The sequence below is a fragment of the Marinobacter sp. UBA2688 genome (assembly GCF_002352785.1).
Classification (GTDB): Bacteria; Pseudomonadota; Gammaproteobacteria; order Pseudomonadales; family Oleiphilaceae; genus Marinobacter; species Marinobacter salarius.
Genome location: NZ_DELU01000007.1, coordinates 386,826 through 406,942, shown reverse-complemented (window position 1 = coordinate 406,942; position 20,117 = coordinate 386,826). Strand labels below are relative to the sequence as shown.

At 56.7% G+C, this 20,117-nt stretch carries 23 protein-coding genes; 15 read left to right on the top strand and 8 right to left on the bottom strand.

Annotation, left to right across the window (positions count from 1 at the left end):
• Positions 1-13 precede the first annotated feature (13 nt).
• A complete protein-coding gene (phnD, locus tag B3M52_RS03235) occupies positions 14-1,006 on the bottom strand; it encodes a phosphate/phosphite/phosphonate ABC transporter substrate-binding protein (RefSeq protein WP_286748725.1) in 993 nt (330 codons plus the stop codon).
• Positions 1,007-1,229: 223 nt separating this feature from the next.
• Between phnD and B3M52_RS03230 the strand changes: the two genes are divergently transcribed.
• The 7 genes from B3M52_RS03230 to B3M52_RS03200 all read left to right on the top strand — a co-directional run bounded on the left by B3M52_RS03230 (position 1,230) and on the right by B3M52_RS03200 (position 8,804).
• Entirely contained in the window at positions 1,230-2,372 is a 1,143-nt protein-coding gene (locus B3M52_RS03230; RefSeq protein WP_040474320.1) for an iron-containing alcohol dehydrogenase, read from the top strand.
• An 86-nt stretch (positions 2,373-2,458) separates the two neighbouring features.
• Positions 2,459-3,517, top strand: a complete 1,059-nt coding sequence (locus tag B3M52_RS03225) for an AraC family transcriptional regulator (protein ID WP_286748838.1) — start codon at positions 2,459-2,461, stop codon at positions 3,515-3,517.
• Between the two features lie 223 nt (positions 3,518-3,740).
• Positions 3,741-5,327, top strand: a complete 1,587-nt coding sequence (locus tag B3M52_RS03220) for a parallel beta-helix domain-containing protein (RefSeq protein WP_007152714.1) — start codon at positions 3,741-3,743, stop codon at positions 5,325-5,327.
• A gap of 13 nt (positions 5,328-5,340) precedes the next feature.
• Positions 5,341-6,624, top strand: a complete 1,284-nt coding sequence (locus tag B3M52_RS03215) for an SO2930 family diheme c-type cytochrome (RefSeq protein WP_286748723.1) — start codon at positions 5,341-5,343, stop codon at positions 6,622-6,624.
• Positions 6,625-6,730: 106 nt separating this feature from the next.
• On the top strand, positions 6,731-7,186 hold the full coding sequence (locus B3M52_RS03210; protein ID WP_286748722.1) for a CopD family protein: 456 nt from the start codon (positions 6,731-6,733) through the stop codon (positions 7,184-7,186).
• 137 nt (positions 7,187-7,323) lie between these two features.
• Complete coding sequence (locus tag B3M52_RS03205) at positions 7,324-8,277, top strand: adenosine deaminase (protein ID WP_085679499.1); 954 nt, start codon at positions 7,324-7,326, stop codon at positions 8,275-8,277.
• A 92-nt stretch (positions 8,278-8,369) separates the two neighbouring features.
• Positions 8,370-8,804 carry a DUF4399 domain-containing protein gene (locus B3M52_RS03200; protein ID WP_007152710.1) on the top strand — a complete coding sequence of 145 codons (435 nt, stop codon included), beginning with the start codon at positions 8,370-8,372 and terminating at the stop codon, positions 8,802-8,804.
• Positions 8,805-8,818: 14 nt separating this feature from the next.
• Here B3M52_RS03200 and B3M52_RS03195 read toward each other — a convergent pair whose 3' ends face one another.
• Complete coding sequence (locus B3M52_RS03195; protein WP_085679502.1) at positions 8,819-9,310, bottom strand: MOSC domain-containing protein; 492 nt, start codon at positions 9,308-9,310, stop codon at positions 8,819-8,821.
• Positions 9,311-9,402: 92 nt separating this feature from the next.
• A complete protein-coding gene (locus B3M52_RS03190; protein ID WP_286748721.1) occupies positions 9,403-10,368 on the bottom strand; it encodes a DUF6635 family protein in 966 nt (321 codons plus the stop codon).
• Between the two features lie 186 nt (positions 10,369-10,554).
• Between B3M52_RS03190 and B3M52_RS03185 the strand changes: the two genes are divergently transcribed.
• Both B3M52_RS03185 and B3M52_RS03180 read left to right on the top strand, forming a co-directional pair.
• The gene (locus B3M52_RS03185) at positions 10,555-11,691 is read left to right on the top strand and encodes a zinc-dependent alcohol dehydrogenase family protein (RefSeq protein WP_286748720.1); all 1,137 of its coding nucleotides are present in this window, start codon (positions 10,555-10,557) and stop codon (positions 11,689-11,691) included.
• A gap of 15 nt (positions 11,692-11,706) precedes the next feature.
• A complete protein-coding gene (locus B3M52_RS03180; protein WP_286748718.1) occupies positions 11,707-12,123 on the top strand; it encodes an acyl-CoA thioesterase in 417 nt (138 codons plus the stop codon).
• Positions 12,124-12,150: 27 nt separating this feature from the next.
• On the opposite strand, the gene B3M52_RS03175 is transcribed toward B3M52_RS03180, so the two are convergent.
• Both B3M52_RS03175 and B3M52_RS03170 read right to left on the bottom strand, forming a co-directional pair.
• Positions 12,151-12,648, bottom strand: coding sequence for a DUF2780 domain-containing protein (locus B3M52_RS03175; RefSeq protein WP_286748717.1), 498 nt, complete (start codon positions 12,646-12,648; stop codon positions 12,151-12,153).
• Between the two features lie 160 nt (positions 12,649-12,808).
• On the bottom strand, positions 12,809-13,477 hold the full coding sequence (locus tag B3M52_RS03170; RefSeq protein ID WP_085679512.1) for a glutathione S-transferase family protein: 669 nt from the start codon (positions 13,475-13,477) through the stop codon (positions 12,809-12,811).
• A 241-nt stretch (positions 13,478-13,718) separates the two neighbouring features.
• On the opposite strand from B3M52_RS03170, the gene B3M52_RS03165 reads away from it, so the two are divergent.
• The 4 genes from B3M52_RS03165 to B3M52_RS03150 all read left to right on the top strand — a co-directional run bounded on the left by B3M52_RS03165 (position 13,719) and on the right by B3M52_RS03150 (position 16,989).
• The gene (locus B3M52_RS03165) at positions 13,719-14,849 is read left to right on the top strand and encodes a M14 family zinc carboxypeptidase (protein WP_286748716.1); all 1,131 of its coding nucleotides are present in this window, start codon (positions 13,719-13,721) and stop codon (positions 14,847-14,849) included.
• A 161-nt stretch (positions 14,850-15,010) separates the two neighbouring features.
• Complete coding sequence (locus B3M52_RS03160; protein ID WP_085679515.1) at positions 15,011-15,466, top strand: GatB/YqeY domain-containing protein; 456 nt, start codon at positions 15,011-15,013, stop codon at positions 15,464-15,466.
• Between the two features lie 46 nt (positions 15,467-15,512).
• Positions 15,513-16,208 carry a VWA domain-containing protein gene (locus tag B3M52_RS03155; protein WP_286748715.1) on the top strand — a complete coding sequence of 232 codons (696 nt, stop codon included), beginning with the start codon at positions 15,513-15,515 and terminating at the stop codon, positions 16,206-16,208.
• Between the two features lie 58 nt (positions 16,209-16,266).
• Positions 16,267-16,989: a DnaJ domain-containing protein gene (locus B3M52_RS03150; RefSeq protein ID WP_127401777.1), complete on the top strand. Its 723-nt coding sequence runs from the start codon at positions 16,267-16,269 to the stop codon at positions 16,987-16,989.
• A 23-nt stretch (positions 16,990-17,012) separates the two neighbouring features.
• On the opposite strand, the gene B3M52_RS03145 is transcribed toward B3M52_RS03150, so the two are convergent.
• Positions 17,013-17,336: a 2OG-Fe(II) oxygenase gene (locus B3M52_RS03145; RefSeq protein WP_286748713.1), complete on the bottom strand. Its 324-nt coding sequence runs from the start codon at positions 17,334-17,336 to the stop codon at positions 17,013-17,015.
• Between the two features lie 190 nt (positions 17,337-17,526).
• Between B3M52_RS03145 and B3M52_RS03140 the strand changes: the two genes are divergently transcribed.
• Together B3M52_RS03140 and B3M52_RS03135 are read left to right on the top strand one after the other, a co-directional pair.
• Positions 17,527-17,952, top strand: coding sequence for a GFA family protein (locus B3M52_RS03140; protein ID WP_127401775.1), 426 nt, complete (start codon positions 17,527-17,529; stop codon positions 17,950-17,952).
• A 143-nt stretch (positions 17,953-18,095) separates the two neighbouring features.
• A complete protein-coding gene (locus B3M52_RS03135) occupies positions 18,096-18,440 on the top strand; it encodes a PBPRA1643 family SWIM/SEC-C metal-binding motif protein (protein WP_085679529.1) in 345 nt (114 codons plus the stop codon).
• 11 nt (positions 18,441-18,451) lie between these two features.
• Here B3M52_RS03135 and tenA read toward each other — a convergent pair whose 3' ends face one another.
• A complete protein-coding gene (gene tenA, locus B3M52_RS03130) occupies positions 18,452-19,120 on the bottom strand; it encodes a thiaminase II (protein ID WP_075196976.1) in 669 nt (222 codons plus the stop codon).
• Positions 19,121-19,135: 15 nt separating this feature from the next.
• Positions 19,136-20,116, bottom strand: coding sequence for a ribonuclease Z (locus B3M52_RS03125; RefSeq protein ID WP_286748712.1), 981 nt, complete (start codon positions 20,114-20,116; stop codon positions 19,136-19,138).
• Position 20,117 lies beyond the last annotated feature (1 nt).

The window sequence follows — 20,117 nt, the reverse complement described above, 5'->3', positions numbered from 1 at the left end:
GCGCCTGTTGCTCTTATTTCAGATTGTCGGGCGTGTACTGAACGCCGTTGGACGCCTGGATGGTGCGAATTACGCGCCAGTTGTCCTTGTAGTTGATGGGGATGAAGGTCTCGACGCCCTCAAACTCTTCGCCCAGCTCGGTGCCGGAAAACTTGAAGCTGTAAAAGGCTTCACGAATTTTCTCGACCAGCTCGGGATGCAGGTTGTGGGCGTGGTTATAGGAGGTTGTCGGGAACCGGTCGGACTCCCACACCAGACGCACATCTTCCTCGTCGTAAAGCCCACGTGCGGCCATACGCTCAACCACTTCCGAGGCTACAGGGGCCGCGTCGTAATCCTTGGCCACTACGCCGAGCATGGACTGGTCATGGCTGCCGGAGAAGGTGATTTCATAGTCGTCACCTGGTACCACGCCCATTTCCGGGAACAGGGCACGGGGGGCTTGGTTACCGGAGTTCGAGGTAGGGGAGGTGTGTGCGACGCGCTTACCTTTCAGGTCGGTTATTTCATGGATGTCGGAATCGACGTGGGTGTAGACCTGAAGCGAGTAGCCGAACTGCCCGGAGTCTGAGCCCATCAAGGCGAAGGGCACCGCACCGGCGAGATTAACCGCGAAAGGCGTCGGGCCGGTAGAAAAGCCCGCCACATGCAAACGGCCGCTGCGCATGGCTTCCACTTGCGCGGCGTTGGATTGCACGGCGAAGAAGCGAACATCCTTGCCTGTCACTTCAGACAGATGATCGATGAAGGGCTGCCAGATGTCGGAATAGATGGCGGGGTCTTCAACCGGCGTGTAGGCAAAGATCAGAGTGTCGGGATTCACCCACTCTGATTTGTCCGCTGGCAGGTCAGCAACCATATCGCCGTTTTCGTCGCAGTACTTGGCGTCTAGCGAGCCTCGTTCGCAATCCGCAAATGCCTGACCGCTGAAGCCGACCAGCAAGGCGGATGCCGCCAGAGTCACCGGCGGGAGAATACCGGGAAACACTTTCTTAGACAGGTTCATTCTTTTTCTCCATGTGGAGCGGTCCATGCCTGAGGTTTCTCTGCCTCGCATTGAACATCCGGGAAGGACCAGCTCACTCAGCTTGTTATTATCAGATGTTCAATTGAACATTCAGCATAACAGTAAATGAGCATTAGACAAGGTGAGAGGCATCGGAACACTTGGATCGACACCGTAATTAGTGTTCAATTGAACATCATCCATATCGAGGACGATCTTCTCTATGCCCGACACTTTTAGCCTGGTAACTCCGACCGACATTGTCTTCGGGAGAGGACAGATAGCCCAGCTGAGCGACCGGGTGACAAGGCTGGGTAAGCGAGTGCTGATCGTTCATGGTCGCCACCCTGATCGACTTGCCAGGGTATTCGAGTCACTGAATGCCGTTGATATTGTCCAAACGATGTCTGTGCATAAGGAACCAGATTTACAGACACTGAATGCTGCCATTCGGCAAGGCAAAGCATTGGGTGTCGATCTGGTCATCGGCATTGGTGGTGGTTCTGTCATGGATTCAGCGAAGGTACTGGCTGCGATGCTGTCCAGCCAGACTGAGTTGATGAGCCACCTGGAGGTGGTCGGAGAGGGGCTGCCGTTATCCACCCAGCGCCTGCCCTTGATCCTGATTCCAACCACCTCGGGAACGGGGGCAGAGGCGACCCGAAACGCGGTTATTGATATTCCGGAAGCTCAGCGCAAGGTGAGTCTGCGGGATAACCAGTTGCTCCCTGACCTTGCCCTGATAGATCCTGCGCTGACCGACCATTGTCCCCGGGGTGTTACCTTGCACTCAGGGCTGGATGCCATTACCCAGGTCATCGAGCCGTATCTCTCATCACGCTCCAATCTGTTCACCGACATGTTGTGCAAAGAGGCAATCCCCAAAGGCCTGGCCGCGTTAAAACAACTGATGGATGGTGAGTCTGAAGAGGCGCGTGACGCCATGGCTCAAGTGAGTCTGTTTGGTGGGCTTGCACTTGCAAACTCGGGACTGGGTGTCGTTCATGGCATTGCCGGTCCGTTGGGAGGATTATCTGGTGCGCCCCATGGTGCCCTCTGTGGTGCCTTGTTGCCGGCAGGTATAGCCGCCAACCGCGATAGCGTGGTTGAGGCGGAGCATAAGGCTCGTATTGATCGGGTAGTTGGCTGGATTGCAGACATATTTGAGGCGTCCGCGGATCAGGCGCTACCACGTTTTCGTGAATGGATCTGTCAAAGTGGCTTGCCCGGGCTGGCATCCATTGGAGTGACGGAAGAGCACATTATTGCCGCTTCACAGTCGGCTGCAAGCTCTTCTTCCATGAAGGCCAACCCCGTTGTGTTGCCAAGGCCAACCATTGAAAACATCATGCGCGAGTCGTTTTGAAAAGTGAGTTGCTATCAAAACGTTCAACACTTCGGCTAACATCCGTTATCAAGCGTTAAGATAACAACAAGAAGGTAAAAACAGTGATGTTGCTAACCGGCTTCGGGCTTGGCTGCCTGTTGCCCCTGTTTGTGATTACGTTGCGAGACTTCCGGCATTTGCTGGTTGGCCAGTTGTTCCTGCTGGTGATTGTTGGGTCTGTGGCGTTCCTGGTCGATCCTTTGATTCCAGCCGAATGGCGCTGGATCACTTCCGACCTGCAAACCGCGTTGCCCGCCTTGTTCTGGCTACTGTGTCAGCTGATTTTTGCGCCGCGACCGCGTTTGAAGTCAGTGTGGGGCGCGATGGCGCTATACAGCTTTCTGGCGCCAGCGTTGGCGCGGCCCTTCGTAGAGCCCGGTGACGCGTGGACTCCGGCGGTGTTCTTCGGATGGCGGCTGGGCCAGTTCTTCGAGTACGTGGTGCTGCTGCATGGCCTCAGTTTTGTGATTCGGTACTGGCGAAACGATCTGGTGGAAGCCCGCAGGAAGGCTCGTCTGGCTTTTTTGTTGATAGTCGGCAGCGCCGTAGGCGTAGCGACGGTCAGCCTGAACTTCGGGCTTTACCATGAGTACATTCGCGGGATCATCACGGGGCTGGCGGCTTTCGCAACCCTGATCTGCCTGGTTACGGCGCGGGAGGGAATCATGGATCTGGTGGGCAGCGATCGGCCTGCCGGCTCGCCACAGCCACAGCCACAGCCCAGACCAACTCCAGAGACAGAGCCCCAGGAGGCTAACGAGGCACACTTTGCACAACAGGAGCAGGACGCCTCAGTGCTTTGCCGAACCATGGATGCCGGCTTCTATCGAACGGAGAAGCTGACTCTCAAAAAGCTGTCGGAAGCCACTGAGATTCCTGAATACCGTTTGCGCAAGGTGATCAACCAGGCTTTGGGCTATCGAAACTTCAATGACTACATCAACCAGCTGCGGGTAGCCAACGCCGCTGAGCGTTTGCGGAACGAACCGGACACACCCGTGCTGAACATCTCTCTGGACGTGGGCTACCGTACCCTGAGTTCGTTCAACCGGGCGTTTCGGGATATCCAGAACGCCACCCCAACAGAGTACCGTCAGCAGTGCCTCGGGGCTGACATCAGCTGATCAAAACCTGCAATTTCCGGGATTGCAGGTTTTGCACAGTGCCTTCCTTTTCTCCTCTCAAACCCTTGATGCAGAGGCCGTTTCAGAATTTGCACAGGGCGTGAGGCTTTCTGCACATCGGTTGTTCTCGCCAACGTGTCGCATCCTGCTTAGTGTCGTTCGGGACACCGCGTTCTTTTTGGGAACGCCTGAATAACAACAACACGATCAAGCAGAGGTTACGATGCGCCAGGCCAGAACGTTCAAGAAACTATTGTTGGTGACTGCCATTTCAAGTGGGTTCCTACTCGCCGGTTGTGATGGGGACGATGGAGAAGACGGCAAGGCCGGAGCCGATGGACAGTCCGCCGATGTCGTTGCCCAACTTGCAATGACCACGTCTGGTTTTTCCATTCCTGAAGACGCCATCCTTGTAGCGCCGGATGCTGCAGACGGTGACGACATTACCGAGGCACTGTCCGTGGCGTTGTTCGATTTGCCGGAGGATGCCCTGGTGGTTCTGCCAAAAGGGCGGTTTGTGGTGACCGAGAGCATTGTCATCAACAGTGCCAGTGGGCTGACCCTCACCGGCTACGGCATCAACGAAACTGCGCTGGATTTCAGCACGTCCAATGGCGACGACGCGTTCCGCTTCCAGGGCGGGAACGGTATTACGGTGCGGGACTTCGGTGTGTACGAGGCGCCGAAGAACGGCATCAAGGCCACCAACGTCAACGGCATCCATATGACTTATACCGCCACGGTCTGGGAAGGCGAGTTGGAGTCGGCCAACGGCGCCTACGGGCTGTACCCGCTGAAAAGCCAGAACGTGCTGCTGGAGAACAACTACGCCTTCGGGTCGGCGGATGCGGGCATCTACGTGGGGCAGTCCGAAAACATTGTGGTTCGGAACAATACCGCCAAACAGAACGTGGCCGGCATTGAGATTGAAAACTCCACCATGGCGGATGTGTACAACAACATCGCGCTCGCAAACTCTGGCGGCATCCTGGTGTTCGACTTGCCAGGGCTGGATAAGGCCTACGGCGGCAATGTTCGTGTTTTTAACAACCAGGCCTACAACAACAACGCCGATAACGTAGGCGCTGGCGTGGTTGGCACGGTGCCACCGGGAACCGGCGTCCTGGTGCTGGCCACCAGTGATGTGGAAATGTACAACAACCAGATAACGGACAATGACACCACGGCGGTCGCGATCACCAGCTATCTGCTGGTTGATGATGACCTTGCCAGTTACCCGGCCAACTACGGCGCCACCATGGGCAATGGTTGGAGCCCGACACTGAAGAACGTCTACCTGCATAACAACACCATTGCCCGGAACGGCGATAACCCGCGAGGTGCGCTACTTCAGCCGGTTATTGATGGTTACTCCTCGAACATGAACAGCAAAGGGGCGCCGCAAACCTTTCCTGCGATTCTGTATGACGGAATCGGTGAACTGCTGTCGAATGCCGGAGAGTTGGCTGGCTTCAATGCCCTGGTCGGCGCCGAGGCGCAGGCCGATGGGGTGAACTACGACCCTTACGGCGCAGGCGACCAGATTTGTGCCAACAGCAACATCAATGGCAACCCGGCGCCAGACTATGACGAAGTGAATACCGGACTGGTCTATCCGGATGATCCTGCCGACGTAACCATGGTTGATGGCGATGGCAATCCTCTGCCCCACCTGTTAATCGATCAAATGGTCAACAACACCTACTTGAACTGCGTCCAGCCGCGACTGGCGCCGGCGGTGGTGAACTTCCGCAACAACATCTACGGCTGCACCGGGGATGATCTGGCCGAAGCGGCCTGCGCGCTGTAAGGGAGAGTCTCCAATGAAACACAGTAATAAAACGATTGCGGCGGGTGTGGTGACGTCTTTTCTTCTGGCTGCGTGTGGCGGCGGAGGAGGTGGTGATTCGTCGGACGATAGTGGCTCCAACCCGACCGGCAGCGCACTGAATGCCGGTGCTGGTGCGCCGACAGGAGCAGAGGGCAGCTGCAGTGCAACCACGAATGGGGTGAACTGGGACGCCTTGATGACGGAGGTGTGCCCGAAGCTCTCCGACTACAATCTGTTTACCGATGCCAGTGATCCAACGGCCGGGCCGACCCGGGGCGGGGTGCCTTATGATCTCTCCACGGCGTTGTTCTCCGATTACACCAGTAAGTACCGTTTTGTGTTTGTGCCGGAAGGCAAGACCGTGGGTTACAACCCATCAGAGGCGCTGGATTTTCCGGTTGGGACGGTCATTACCAAGACTTTCGCCCTACCGGAAAATACCGCCATGCCTGACGGTGCGGAGCTGGTGATCGAAACCCGCCTGTTGATCCACCGGGTCGATGGCTGGATGGCATTGCCGTATTACTGGTCGTCAGAGTCCGAGGCGACACTCGCCATTGCGGGGAAACGCCTGACCGACCTGACCACCATCAACAACCAGGGACAGACGCTCACCTTTGATTATGCGGTGCCCAAAGCTGCGGACTGCAACTCCTGCCACTCCATTGTGCCGGACCTGGCGGGGCCGGATGACCAGCGTGAGCAGATTTTTCTGCCCATTGGCCCCAAGGCCCGTTATCTGAACAAGGATTTCAGCTACCCGGACGGCACGGTCTACAACCAGCTTCAATACTGGTCGGAAGGCGAACTGCTCACTGGGTTACCGGCGGATTTCAACAGTGTGGAACAGGCACCGGTGTTCAATGACGAAACCCACATCCCGTCACTGAGCGACGCAGAACTGAACGACAAGGCCAGGGCCTACCTGGACATCAACTGCGCCCATTGCCACCGGGCAGACCTCACCCTGCCGGCCGACTATGCCGGCCCCGCAGGCAGTAGCGGCGTGCAGTTGGAGTACAACCGCGTCTACGCTGACTCGCCGGGCAAATTCGGAGTCTGCAAGGACCCGGTGGCCGGCGGCAAAGAGAGTTATCCGTACGACGTGATTCCAGGCAACGCGGATGAGTCCTACCTGCTGTTCCGCATCGAAACGACAGACAGCCGGCACAAGATGCCCGAGCTGGGCCGTAGCACAACGCATCAGGAGGGTGCTCAACTGATTCGCAGTTGGATTGACCAATTGCCCAGTGCCAGTTGCTCGCCGATGCCGTAATAGCGTCCCACCCTGGCGGGTTTAGCCGGGAATCCGGTCAAGAGAGTTGGTTTTGTGGCGGGTGAGGCTTATGCTCGTCACACATTTCTTATCCGGGAGTCGCTTTATGGGTCTGGCTATCGCATTACATGTTCTCTCTGCCGTGATTTGGGTTGGCGGTATGTTTTTCGCCTATATGGCCATGCGGCCAGCAGTGGTGGAGGTCATTGATGCATCGCAGCGCGGTGCTCTTTGGTGTCATACGCTGTCCCGGTTTTTCCGCTGGGTATGGGTGGCAATCATACTGTTGCTGGTGACCGGTTACTGGATGGTCTTCAGTGTGTTCGGCGGCATGGCGGGTGCCGGCTGGCACGTTCATGTGATGCAGGGGCTGGGGATTGTGATGATGCTGCTCTACTGTCACGTCTATTTTGCCCCCTTCCGGCGGTTGAAGCAGGCCGTTTCCAATCAGGACCCACAGGAAGGCGGACGCCAGGTAGGGCAGATCCGAAAGCTGGTAGGCACCAACCTGATTCTCGGGCTGATTGTCGTGGTGATTGGTGCTGGCGGGCGCTATCTGTAGGCCTATCTGGTAGCGGATAACGCCTTGTGCTGTTGCCCTGTCGTCTTTTTTCTTTGCGGACTGCACGGGGATTTGCAAGAACTCATGGCTTTCCGGGATGATTTGTTGATACACGATAAATCATCCTGGAGAGTGTGATGAACGAAGCCTGGCTGAAATCCCTACCCAAAGCGGAGTTACACCTACACCTGGAAGGGGCGCTTGAGCCTGAACTGATGTTTGCACTGGCTCGGCGCAACGGCATTGAATTGCCGTGGAGCGACGTTGACGTGCTGCGACAGGCCTATTCCTTCAATAACCTGCAGGAATTCCTGGATCTTTATTACCAGGGTGCCAATGTGCTGCGCACGGAGCAGGATTTCTACGATCTCACCTGGGCGTATCTGCAGAAGTGTCAGGCGCAGGGCGTTGTCCACGTTGAACCTTTTTATGATCCGCAAACCCATACCGAGCGCGGCATTCCCTTTGAAGTGGCCATCAACGGCATCAGCGGCGCCATGCGGGATGGGCGCGAGCAGCTGGGTATTACGGGTGGGCTGATTCTCAGTTTCCTGCGGCACTTGTCTGAAGATGACGCCTTCCGGACACTTGAGCAGGCGATGCCGTTTCGTGATCAGTTTTTTGCGGTGGGACTGGACAGTGCAGAACAGGGCCATCCACCCAGCAAGTTTGAGCGAGTGTTCGCCAAAGCGAGATCTGAAGGCTTCCTGGCAGTTGCCCATGCCGGTGAAGAGGGGCCGCCTGAGTACATCTGGCAGGCTTTGGACCTGCTCAAGGTAAGCCGTATTGACCATGGGGTCCGTGCCGCGGAAGATCCGAAGTTGTTGGACCGACTGGCGGATGAGCAGATCCCGTTAACGGTTTGCCCGTTGTCGAACATCAAGCTGCGTGTGTTTCAGGACATGACCCACCACAACATTCTGGACCTGTTGGAGCAGGGTTTGAAGGTAACCGTGAACTCGGACGACCCGTCCTATTTCGACGGTTATGTGCTGGAAAACTTCGTGGCTCTGCGTGATGGCCTGGGGATGACCGAAGAGCAGGCCCGCCGGCTGGCGCAGAACAGTATGGACGCTCGGCTAGCTCCGTAGATGCAGCTTATGCAAGACAGTATCGATATTCGGCAAGATGCGAAAATCTGTCCTACCATTGAACAGTCAATCCCGCGTTCAAGGAATGAGTCATGAGCATGATCAGCAGCACACAACGTTTATTGCTTGGTTCGGTTCTTGCCTTCTCAATGGTTGCCGGGGTCCATGGAGCGACACCCGCTCCTGAAGGCGCGTCGGTGTATTTTATTACGCCAACTGATGGGCAGACCGTGAGTTCGCCAGTCACCGTGAGATTCGGTCTGGATGGGCTGGGTGTGGCGCCAGCGGGCGTGGAACGTAAGGGCACTGGCCACCATCACCTGCTTGTGGACGTAGACGATATGCCGGCGATGGACCAACCGGTTCCGTCCGATGATCGTCATATTCATTTTGGTGGCGGACAAACCCAGACGTCCCTGGAGCTGTCACCGGGCGAACATACCTTGCAGTTACTGGTGGGGGACCACCTGCACGTACCTCATCAGCCGCCTGTGATGTCCGAGAAGATCACCATCACGGTGGAGTAGTAGCCATAAATGGCTCAGAGGCAGGCCAGAACGCTGTCGCCAATTGCCACCTCGCCCCCTTCAATCACTCGCGTCGTTATACCGCCATGCCCACGCATGGCGTTATAACCGCCCGGCCCAAGGGCGGTCTCCATCTTGCTGCAGGGGTGACACAGGCCGGTGTATTCCAGCACCACACCCCCGATTCGGAACGTTTTGCCTTTCAGGGCCAGGAGGTTCAGGCCAGAGACCACAATGTTGCGCCGGAAAATGTCTGGGTCAAGAGCATCCCGCCCGAGGCAGGAGGCAATGGCATGCAGGTGCTCTTTCTGGATCAGGGTGACCTGCCGTTTGCTGGTCTCGCGGCCCTCGAATCGATCGCCTTCCAGGCCTTTGCCCGGCGTGATCATCACGTTATCGAGTATTTTCATAGGCTCACCACGGGCAGGGCGGATGCCAATCCATTCAACCCGGCCGCTCTGAGGAAGGGTGTCGAATAAGGTTTGAAGCGGGGTTGGTTGCGCCATGGGTGCCTCATGTGAGTTCTGGTCAGTTTGGCCCAGCAGGTACTGATTGTAGTTCAGGAACAGTCAGTCCTCCCTGCCTGGGAGGCTCTTGCCTAAATTAACCCGGCTCGGATCATGTCGAACGTGTCCAGAATGCGCGCCACATACTGGTCTTTCGGGCGAAAACTGCTTTGGGTGCTGAGCGAGACGTCCCGTTCCAGGTGATCCAGCAGCTTGTGCAGGCGACGACGGTGCAGGCCGAGTGCCGCCTGCACGGGGTCGGAAATAACGCCGGACAGCGCTGCGAACGCCGCCAGGGCGGCCATGACCGCGACCATGACGCTGGCGGTCGTTGCCAGCGACGGCTCCGGTGGAAATACGCTGTAGTACCACGTGCCGATGGTTTCGCCGAGAATAAAATCCCGTGCCGCCAGGGTCTTTGCGAGCATGGACGCCAGCACCACCCCGAGCCCTATGCCCCCAGGCGTAAACTTCTGGAATGCAAACGCGCCCAACACGGTGCATGAAATGCTATTGGTGATATCGGCAGAGGCGGTCCGGGTTACGCGGTATTGTCTGAGAGCGTCGCCAATTACAGGCTCTATTAGCTTGATAAAGTGCTGGTGGTCGACCGGCTCAGAACTGTGGCGTTCATAAACCTCCTCCAACGCTTCCGCCAGATAGTCTTCCAGCAGGTGGCCCGTAGGCTGACCACTGTTCAGCAGGTCTGCCTGAATCAGGCTCGAGATGTGCTGCTGTACGCGGGTGGTGAAACCTGCAGGCACACGATCAGCCATTCCGTACAGCCATCTCAGGCCGGCGCGTTTGCGCATCGGAATTTTTACCAGGCAGGCGAGGGCGTAAACCGGCGCCCAAAGCAGATTGATCGGCGCCCGCAACATGTCCCAGCCCAGTGCCATCCGGTTGGTCGCGATAGCCCCCGGGTAATGGAAATGTCGGTCGATAAACGCTGGCACCCGCGACCTGCAGTCGGCAAAGTACCGTTCAATGCCCGAGCGTAAGGCTAGCTCTATCTCTGCTTCGGAGATGGTCTGCTCGGAGGGTATGGCAATGGGCATAAGTGACAGATGTGGTTACCGGCAAGTGGGACGGAGTCGTTTCCAGGCGTTCACTTTATCAGGAATCTTAACGGTTTCCTGTTAACACCCTGATCATCCGGTAGAGAAACTTCAGAACTTCCCTAAATCAGAGAAACTTAGTACCTTGCGGAAATTCTGAACAAAAACACCAACAGGACCATCGTTATGAAAATCCGTGCCGCTGTATTGGAAACGATAGGTGCGCCACAGCCTTTCGACGAAAACCGACCGCTGACGATTGAAGAACTGGAACTGGATCCACCGGGCGATCATGAGGTGTTGGTTCAGATCCGGGCGGCGGGATTGTGTCATTCAGACCTGTCCGTGATTGACGGCAACCGGCCAAGGCCCGTACCTATGGCCCTGGGCCATGAGGCGGCAGGCGTGGTCAAAGCCGTTGGGGCAGGGGTGACAGATCTCAGTCCGGGTGATCACGTGGTCACTGTCTTTGTTCCCAGCTGCGGGCACTGCAGCCCCTGTGCCGAAGGTCGCCCCGCGCTGTGCGAACCGGCGGCCGTCGCGAACAATGCCGGTACGCTTGTAGGTGGCGAACACCGGCTGCATCGGGCAGATGGTACGCCGGTGAATCACCACCTGGGCGTCTCTGCGTTCGCCGATCACGCAGTGGTGTCCCGACATTCACTGGTACGGATTGATCCAGACCTGCCGTTTCATCATGCCGCCCTCTTTGGCTGTGCCGTGCTGACGGGCGTGGGCGCTGCTATCAATTCGGCCGATATCAAAGCCGGCCAGACGGTCGCTGTTATCGGGCTTGGCGGCGTGGGCCTGAACAGTGTGTTGGGTGCGCTGGTGGCCGGGGCGGGACAGGTCATTGCCATTGATCTGGATGAGGACAAGCTTTCGATGGCCAAGAGCCTGGGCGCCAGCGCTGGTATCAATGCGGCGGACGAAGATTGCGTGAACCAGGTGAAAGCCTTGACCAACGGCGGCGTTGATTGCGCGATCGAAATGGCAGGGTCTGAGAAGGCGCTGGAGCTGGCATACCAAGTGACCCGTCGTGGCGGAACAACCGTAACGGGTGGGCTGGCACACCCTGACAGGAAAGTCTCCATTCAACAGGTGAGCCTGGTGGCAGAGGAAAGAACCCTCAAGGGTAGCTATGTGGGAAGCTGTGTGCCGGTGCGAGACGTGGCCCGCTACGTCAGCCTGTTTCGCCAGGGACGGTTGCCGGTCGACAAGCTACTGAGCGACACCCTGACCCTCGATGAGATCAACGAAGGCTTTGAGCGATTGGCAAACGGCAAGGCCATTCGCCAGGTCATTCTTTTTGACGACCACTGACGCCAGGCTGCCTCCATGGAACGATCTGACTTCCCCGTGTTTTACCCCATCATCACCCGATGGATGGATAACGACATCTACGGTCACGTCAACAATGTGACCTATTATTCCTACTTCGATTCGGTCATCAACCGTTATCTCATTGAAGAAGGCGGTCTTGATATACACAACGCACCGGTAGTGGGTTTTATGGTGAGTTCCAGCTGCCAGTTCAAGAAGCCGGTTGCCTACCCTGATGCCCTCGAAGCCGGCGTTCGGGTCGCCAGAATTGGCGCCCGTTCTGTGACCTACGAAGTGGGGATCTTCATGGAGAACGACGCCCAGGCAGCCGCACATGGCGAGCTTGTCCATGTGTTCGTGGATCGTGCCACCCAGTCCTCGACACCGATTCCTCCAGGGATTCGGGAGGCCCTGGAGCGAATTACGGTGTAGAGGCCGTCCTTGAGAGGGGCGACAGCTTCAGGCGTCCGGCGTCCAGAGACCCTGCAGTTGCCCCAGCAACGAAGAGCCAATTCCCTGATTTTCCAGGAAGCTCATGATAACCGGGACAAACTGCTGGATCATGCCGCTGTCCATACCCAGGGCGGTGAAGGCTGATTGCACACCGTCCATCGACGAGATGCCGGAAAGCAGGCTTCCGCTCAGGCTGCTACCACCGCCCAGCAGGCTGGACAGGCCAGAGGCTTTGCTGGTTAGGGTGCTCATGGAGTCGTTGCCCAACTGGTTTTTTGCGAGCTGTAACAGGGCGCCAGTACCACCTGTTGCCTGGGCCTGTGTGACGCCGAGCTGGCTTTGGAGTTGGCCGACCAGTTGCTGGGCTTCACCGCTGACCTCTGATGCCGAGGTCATTGCTTCGGTGCCGCTGGAAAGCGCGTCGTTAAGGTCGAAGGCGTTAGCGGCTGGCGCGAGTAGGTAGATGCTTGAAACCAGGAGGAATTGCTTGATGGTCGCGTTCATGGAGTGATCCTGAGGGATGTGTGGTCGAAGTCTGTCTCCTTTAAATGGTGGCAAACGGTGTTTAATAAAAGTGTGGGAAACCGAGACATATCTGCATGTCGGTTTGGTGTTGCCTTCTCGCTTCTAAAAAAGGGAGGGCAGTGAGCCCTCCTCCGTGCGTTCAGGCAAAGTCGTATTCACCGCCCTTCTCGAGCGCCTTTTGGTAAGCCGGCCTGGCGTGAGCTCTCTCAACCCACGCATTGATATGGGGCCGGTCTTTGCCAACGATACCCCGTGCTACTGAGGCTTCCAGTGGAAAGCTCATCTGAATGTCCGCCGCGCTGAGGTTATCCCCCAGAAACCAGGTGTTTTTTGCCAGGTGAGCTTCGACGAAATCCAGGTGTGTTTTGATCATCGGGCCGATGAAGGTAGCAGTGGTTTTATCGGCAATGCCTTTGGCCACCGGCTTGATAAAAAACGGCATCGGGCTGTTTTTTACCTTCTGGAACACCAGGCGCATTACCAACGGTGGCATCAGGGAGCCTTCGGCGTAATGCAGCCAGTAGGTATAATCCAGCCACGCCTGGCCGCCGGTTTCCGGCAACATGGTGTCTTTGCCGTAGGTGTGGGCCAGATACTCGATAATAGCGCCTGACTCCGCTACCACCAGATCGCCATCGGTAATCACCGGTGATTTACCCAGCGGGTGCACTTTTTTTAGGCTGGCCGGTGCCAGCATGGTTTTAGGGTCACGCTCGTAACGCTGGATTTCGTAGGGCACTCCCAATTCTTCCAGCATCCAGAGAACGCGTTGTGAACGGGAATTGTTGAGGTGGTGAACGGTAATCATGCAGTGACTCCACTGGTGTCAAAAGAATGAGCAGGTTAGCAGTGTAGTCTGCAAATAGCTTTTTGGATCACCACGGGTTTTGCTTCGAGTCGTTTTCCAGTGAGTGTTCTTGCACAAGGCAGTTTTCCGAGCTAGATAAGGATAACAATAATATTGCGAGAGGCATCTGTAGTGGATGCATGTTGGTATCCTGATAGTTAGATAATCATTCGATGAAACATACATAGAGGAAGGATTTCTCATGAAAACATGGTTATCGATCATCGCTATTAGTAGCTTAATCTTCACGGGGTTGGCGAATGCGGCTCCCCAGAGTAAACCCAACGGCCCCTGGGTCACCGACGAACAGAATGTGTCTTTGGCTGCGTTACGAAGTTATGCCCAGCTTTGGCATACGCTCGAGCAACTGGATCGGTCGGCCAAAGGAGAGTTTGTCCTTTCGAGCGCTCCTCGCCTCAGTAATACTGGCCGGGAAATCCCCGTGGTTACCATAGGGAGCGGGCCTCAGCGCATAATGATCATCGCTCAGCAACACGGCAACGAGTATGTCGTGAGTGAGGCTATGGTTGATTTGGCCAGAGATCTATCCGACAACTCGAGGGAATCGAGAGCCATACGGGATGCGCTCACGCTCACCATCGTACCCAGGGTCAATGTCGACGGGTTTGACGCAAGCGTTGAAGATGCTTTCGGGAATACGCCACCGTGGCGCCAGAATTATGATCCATCATGCGTATCGGGTCCTTGTCCCGCGTTTTATCAGCGCGGACGCGGTTATGACATCAACCGCTACCATTCATTTCTAGAGGATGGTCCGGAGGTCGATCCATACGTTGGTGGCCCCAATCCTGTGCCCGAGTCGGTTGCCATGCGTTTGTTGTTTGACGAATTTCAGCCTTCGGTGGTTATCGATTTCCACCACCAGGGCTCTTACGTTGATGCCGACGGCAATTTGATCACCGGATCGACGCTATGGCCGAATGCCACATCGGCGGCTGAAGCGTTGGGTGTGGTGGACCAGTTTGAGTCTGGAGTGGAACTTGCAAAAAAAGTGGTCACAGTTATGGCCACAGAGCTCGACCGGTACGGTTATGCCAACATCACGCTCTATCCCGGTACCACAACGCCTGGAATCGCCCGTAACGCGTACGGATTGTTGGGTGCCGGATCGGTGCTGTTCGAGATGCGTGGGGGTATTGGAACCAAGGGCAACGGGTACATTACCAAGACTGCGTACAATGCTGCCAAAGCCGTTGTCGCCGCCATGGCCGACGGCACTTTGTTCGACGCGGACATTACGATCGCGGAAAGCCTTCCACCCAGGGGACCGGGAATTGGCGCGCCTAACGAGGAGGGAGGAGAAGTAGAGTAACAAGGTAAACCCATGAATGGGTTAGCCTCATCCCCACACATAGGGGATGAGGCTCCAGCCATATGATCATAACGATTGAACCTGCCTCGCTTTTTCGTTACATCTACCCTTTCGTTTCATCTGAAATCAGTCACCTAATTTGATAGATCAGGAGGTCGGCAATGGCAGAAGCAACACTGAAGGAACAACTCAACACCGCGGTGAAAGACGCGATGCGGAACAAGGATAAGACCCGGCTTGTCACCCTGCGTATGGCGCAGGCGGCAGTCAAACAGATTGAGATTGATGAGCGCCGTGATTTGAGCGACGAGGATGTCCTCAAGGTGTTGGACAAGATGCTCAAACAGCGCCGCGACGCCGCCAGTCAGTACGATGAGGCGGGGCGCGAGGAGTTGGGTGACAAGGAAAGAGCGGAAATGGTAATCATTGAGGAATTCATGCCTGCGGCCCTGAATGAGGATGATCTGGACGGCCTGATTCGAATGACCATCAGCGCTACCGATGCACAGGGAATGCAGGATATGGGCAAAGTGATGAACGAGCTAAAGCCCCAGGTGCTTGGCCGGGTTGATATGGGCCACCTGAGCAAGAAGGTGCGGGCAGCACTGGCGGGCTGATGGTAACCCAGGTGCGTGACGCACTGGTAAACGAGAAAGGACCACTATGGCCGACAAAGAACTGCGCCCCAAATCCGATAGACAGGCCATCGACCAGTTTATCAACGAGGTTCGCACACTGCCTAAACAGGCTGGCGGGCAGGGCAGGCTGATATTCGCGCTGGATGCCACCGCCAGCCGGGAGGCAACCTGGGATGAGGCCTGCCACTTGCAGAGTGAACTGTTCATGGCGACCCGGGATTTGGGTGGTTTGGCTATCCAGCTTTGTTACTACCGCGGCTTTGGCGAGTTCAAGGCCACAGGGTTTGTGACGGAGACCGGTCAGTTGTTGAACCTGATGAACGGCGTTTCCTGCCTGGGTGGGCGCACCCAGATCAGCCGGGTGTTGGCTCATGCCGTGAAAGAAACCCGGGAAAAGGCCGTAAGGGCGGTGGTGTTTATTGGCGACTGTTGCGAGGAACCGGTGGACGAACTGTGCCATACCGCGGGGGAGCTGGGGATGCTGCGAACGCCGGTGTTCATGTTCCACGAGGGCGCCGACGCTCATGCCAGAGCAGTGTTCCAGCAGGTGAGCAAGTTGTCTGGTGGCGCCTATGCCCCCTTCGATCGCAACAGTCCGCAGGTTCTCAAGGATCTTATGGCTGCGGTGGCGGTCTATGCTTCCGGGGGAGCCAAGGCCCTGCAGGATTTTTCCAGCCGCAGCTCTCCAGAGGTCAAGCGCTTGACCCAGCAGATCAAGTAGCGCTTGTTTCAATCCACGTTCAAGCCATCGATGGACCGATGAGTTCCGGGGTATCTGAGTGCCACTAACGCTTCTGGTCATAGCACTGTCGGTTGTTGCGTGGGTCTGGCTGCGCAACCAGCCGGCCAGCCAACGTAAACCGGCGATGATAAAGCTGGCCTTGATGGCTGCTATCGGGATAGTGGTTCTGATGGCCGTTACCGGCCGCTTGCACGCCTTATTCGCGTTGTTGGCGTTTCTCTATCCACTGCTACGCCGGGTGCTGCCATCATTGTTGACGGGGCGCATGGCGGGGGCCGGAACGGGAGATGCAAACGCAAGTTCGGGCAACCAATCCCATGTCTCCGGCGACATTCTGGAAATGAGCCTGGATCATGACTCCGGCACCATGAGTGGCAAGGTCCTGAAAGGCCCCATGGCCGGGCGAGAGCTGGCGGACCTGGGCGAAAGTGAATTTCTTGAGCTGTTGCGATACTGCCGGGCGCACGACGAGGACTCCGCCCGGTTGCTGGAAAGCTATCTTGACCGCCGGTTCGGTGACTCATGGCGTGCTGACGATGAGGCCAGCGCTGGAGGCGAAGAATCCGAAGAACAAGCCAATGCTGGCGGTCCACTTACCGAGAGCGAAGCACTGGACATCTTGGGGCTGAAGCCCGGTGCAACACAGGACGAGATCATTCAGGCCCACCGCAGGATGATGCAGAAAGTACACCCGGACCGCGGTGGGAGTAACTATTTGGCCGCCCGCATCAACGAGGCCAAGGCGTGTTTGTTGGGCTGACGGCTTCTGTCGGATCTAGGCGATCATTGTGCCAGGGGAACGTTACCCGATGTGTTAAGTGCAAAGCTGAGCAACCAACGATTCCCACGTTCAATATTCGAAACCCGGTGTTGGTAGAGATCTGGTCGAAACAGGTATACCCGGCCAAACAAGTTGAAAATGTTCTTTTCGCAGATGAACTCACCGCCTGCTTTGGGCTTTACCAGAACACAATTGAGTTTGTACAGCCGGCCTTCGGAAGTCATGTCCAGGTGCGGTCCCACCTTGTGACCTTCCGGGTAGCGGACGAGGTACAGGTTCAGGCGTTTGGAGCGGAACAAAATCCGGGTTTTGACGTTTGCGGGCATTGAATGTGCGTTCTATCTTGGGAGGGTTGAGCTGTTAGTTTGTGCGGTTTGTCGGGTAGCCGTCAACCGTCGCTCCGAATCGTAACTTTCCTGCTACCAAAGTCCTGGCAGTTTCGTGATTTCGTATCATGTACAGCAAACGGGTGGCTCTGGGAAGGTGGTGTTTAACCAACGAACGGGGGAGATCGTTATGACTCAGTACCAGGGCAGTTGTTTCTGTGGCGCTGTTAAGTTTCAGGTATCTGGCGCACCCGAAGCGATGGGATATTGTCACTGTGATTCCTGTCGTCGCTGGTCGGCCGGGCCGGTGAATGCGTTTTCTCTGTGGCCATACGACAGCTTCGAGGTGTTAGCGGGTGCCGATCAGATTGGCGAATTCCATCTCACGGAACAAAGCTATCGCAAGTGGTGTAAAAAGTGCGGTGGTCACGTGTTTACTGATCATCCGGCGTTAAGTCTTATGGACGTCTATGTTGCCAACCTTCCGGACCTGACGTTTGAGCCCGCGGTCCATGTGCATTACCAGGAATCGGTACTGCCGATTCGCGACGGGCTACCAAAGATGAAGGATGTTCCGGCCGAGATGGGCGGGTCAGGCGACACTTTGCCAGAGTGATTTGATGAGAGCGGGGCGGGTGGCGCATCGAATTTCCACTTATGCCTATATATCCAATTCAATAAGCATGCTAAAACGTCTCGCCCGGTGCTCGCTCGCTTTTTTCGGGCGCCGGGTACTCTTCCATTCATCGAGATTTCAGCATGTCAGACAAGTTCTTCTACAAAGGCCGGCAGGACGCGCGCCAGCACCACACCGCCCATGGTGGCTTCCAGACCAAGGCCAGTCAGAAGAGTGGCAGCAAGAAGTTTCCGCTAACACTGGTGGTTACCAGTGAGGCGCGCAGGCAGGAGGTCGAAGCTCAGGTGGCGGAAGCCAATCTGCATGCCAACATTACAGTGGATGCCCGCGAGGGTGCGGTTGAATCCATCACCGAACTGACGGCACTCCTGAACAAAGGGGCGACGGTGACCACGGCGAAACTGCCTTCCCGCAATGATCCTTGCCATTGCGGGAGTGGTGCCAAGTTCAAGAAGTGCTGTGGTTGACCACGCGTTTCTCAATCGCTCTGTTTCAGACCCATTTCCCAGAAATCGATTTCCAGCCGGGTGGCGTCGCTGAATATCCGGGTAAGCTGCGCGAACCTGTCGGGGGATACATCCGCCAGTCGTTCATCCAGCCACTGGATTTCCGCGTGCATGGCCTGCTGGAACTCGTCGCTTTCGTACATGGCGATCCAGGCATCATACGGGTTTTTGTCTCCCCGAATGGTTTCTGCCCGGTTGTTCAGCCAATTGGCGATTTCCCCGTAGCCCACCATGCAGGGTGAGAGCGCAACATGCAGGTCGAGCAAATCGCCGCGGTTGCCCGTGTCGAGCACATAGCGTGTGTAGGCAAGGGTGGCGCGCGCTTCCGGCAGGTTGGCAAGTTCTGCTTCTGAAATGCCCCATTCCTTGCAGTAGCTGATGTGTAGGTCCAGCTCTACATCCACGATGGCCTGCAAGCCTTCCTTTGCCTGGCGGAGATCCAGCAAGGTTGGGCTTTTGTAGGCCGCCAGGGCGAAGGCGCGGGCAAACTGGATCAGGAACAGGTAATCCTGCTTGAGGTAGTGCTGAAACGCTTCGGGAGCGAGCGACGCATCGCCTAACTGCTTTACGAAACTGTGTTCAATGTAGTCGCGCCATTCTGTCCGGCAAGCCTTCCTTAGGTCTTCGAACTGATACGTCATTGTGAATATCCTTCGTCAGATTGAATGTGTTTGGGTCAGGCAACTCAACGACAAATCCTTTTCCAGCCGATAGGTATCAAAATCCTGCGCCAGAAACAGTTGGCCCTTGTAGTGCTGCATGGCTTCGGCCGCCAGTTGGTTGATGTGGGGCGCGCCTCCCGGCCCGGACTGGTAACGTGAGCTGAAATGGGTCAGCACCAGGTTGGGCAAGTGAGCCCGTTGGGCGAAGCGGGCCACCTGTTCAGCGGAGCTGTGTTGTGGCCAGGGGCCGACCCGGTCGGCCACGTCCTGGGTATAGGTGGCTTCGTGTATCAGCACGTGGGTGCCGTCGCAGGCACCGACCAGCAGGTCCGGGGTGTCGTTGTCGCCAGCGACGATCAGGCGGCGGGCTTTGCGGGGAATGTGAGTGTAATCGTCACTCCGGAGCAGGCGGCCATCCTCCAGTGTTATATCGTTTCCTTTCTGCAATTCGCCCCAGCCGGGGCCGGGCTCTACGCCTTCCGACCTTAGTTCGTCCCGCAGTAGTTGCCGCTCCAGGCTTTGCTCGGTGAACACATAGGCGCGGCAGGCAACACGATGGGAAAGTGCCACATTGGTAACCCTGACGTGCTCATCCTGCCACTGGAAATCCGATGCTTCGGAATCGATGAAGTTTAGCGAGTAGCTGAGGCTGGAGTCGCTGTGTGCGAGCACTGCGCTGATGAAGCGTTGTACCTGGGTGGGGGCAATGATGTCCAGCGGTTCCGTGCGGCCAAGCATGGAGGCGCTGGTGAGCAGCCCTGGAAGGCCAAACGTGTGATCGCCGTGGATATGGGTGATGAAGATGGCGCGCAATTGCACAACCGAGTAGCGGGTGCGAAGCAACTGGTGTTGTGTGCCTTCACCGCAGTCGATCAAATACCAGGGTTTGGGGCCGGCGTGGCATAGGGCCAGCCCGCTCACATTTCGTGACCGTGTCGGGGTGCCGGCGGATGTGCCCAGGAAGGTGAACTCCATT

Coding starts and splice junctions, on each gene's coding strand:
- phnD (WP_286748725.1), bottom strand. CDS start 1,006: ATGAACCTGTCTAAGAAAGTGTTTCCCGGTATTCTCCCGCCGGTGACT.
- B3M52_RS03230 (WP_040474320.1), top strand. CDS start 1,230: ATGCCCGACACTTTTAGCCTGGTAACTCCGACCGACATTGTCTTCGGG.
- B3M52_RS03225 (WP_286748838.1), top strand. CDS start 2,459: ATGTTGCTAACCGGCTTCGGGCTTGGCTGCCTGTTGCCCCTGTTTGTG.
- B3M52_RS03220 (WP_007152714.1), top strand. CDS start 3,741: ATGCGCCAGGCCAGAACGTTCAAGAAACTATTGTTGGTGACTGCCATT.
- B3M52_RS03215 (WP_286748723.1), top strand. CDS start 5,341: ATGAAACACAGTAATAAAACGATTGCGGCGGGTGTGGTGACGTCTTTT.
- B3M52_RS03210 (WP_286748722.1), top strand. CDS start 6,731: ATGGGTCTGGCTATCGCATTACATGTTCTCTCTGCCGTGATTTGGGTT.
- B3M52_RS03205 (WP_085679499.1), top strand. CDS start 7,324: ATGAACGAAGCCTGGCTGAAATCCCTACCCAAAGCGGAGTTACACCTA.
- B3M52_RS03200 (WP_007152710.1), top strand. CDS start 8,370: ATGAGCATGATCAGCAGCACACAACGTTTATTGCTTGGTTCGGTTCTT.
- B3M52_RS03195 (WP_085679502.1), bottom strand. CDS start 9,310: ATGGCGCAACCAACCCCGCTTCAAACCTTATTCGACACCCTTCCTCAG.
- B3M52_RS03190 (WP_286748721.1), bottom strand. CDS start 10,368: ATGCCCATTGCCATACCCTCCGAGCAGACCATCTCCGAAGCAGAGATA.
- B3M52_RS03185 (WP_286748720.1), top strand. CDS start 10,555: ATGAAAATCCGTGCCGCTGTATTGGAAACGATAGGTGCGCCACAGCCT.
- B3M52_RS03180 (WP_286748718.1), top strand. CDS start 11,707: ATGGAACGATCTGACTTCCCCGTGTTTTACCCCATCATCACCCGATGG.
- B3M52_RS03175 (WP_286748717.1), bottom strand. CDS start 12,648: ATGAACGCGACCATCAAGCAATTCCTCCTGGTTTCAAGCATCTACCTA.
- B3M52_RS03170 (WP_085679512.1), bottom strand. CDS start 13,477: ATGATTACCGTTCACCACCTCAACAATTCCCGTTCACAACGCGTTCTC.
- B3M52_RS03165 (WP_286748716.1), top strand. CDS start 13,719: ATGAAAACATGGTTATCGATCATCGCTATTAGTAGCTTAATCTTCACG.
- B3M52_RS03160 (WP_085679515.1), top strand. CDS start 15,011: ATGGCAGAAGCAACACTGAAGGAACAACTCAACACCGCGGTGAAAGAC.
- B3M52_RS03155 (WP_286748715.1), top strand. CDS start 15,513: ATGGCCGACAAAGAACTGCGCCCCAAATCCGATAGACAGGCCATCGAC.
- B3M52_RS03145 (WP_286748713.1), bottom strand. CDS start 17,336: ATGCCCGCAAACGTCAAAACCCGGATTTTGTTCCGCTCCAAACGCCTG.
- B3M52_RS03140 (WP_127401775.1), top strand. CDS start 17,527: ATGACTCAGTACCAGGGCAGTTGTTTCTGTGGCGCTGTTAAGTTTCAG.
- B3M52_RS03135 (WP_085679529.1), top strand. CDS start 18,096: ATGTCAGACAAGTTCTTCTACAAAGGCCGGCAGGACGCGCGCCAGCAC.
- tenA (WP_075196976.1), bottom strand. CDS start 19,120: ATGACGTATCAGTTCGAAGACCTAAGGAAGGCTTGCCGGACAGAATGG.
- B3M52_RS03125 (WP_286748712.1), bottom strand. CDS start 20,116: ATGGAGTTCACCTTCCTGGGCACATCCGCCGGCACCCCGACACGGTCA.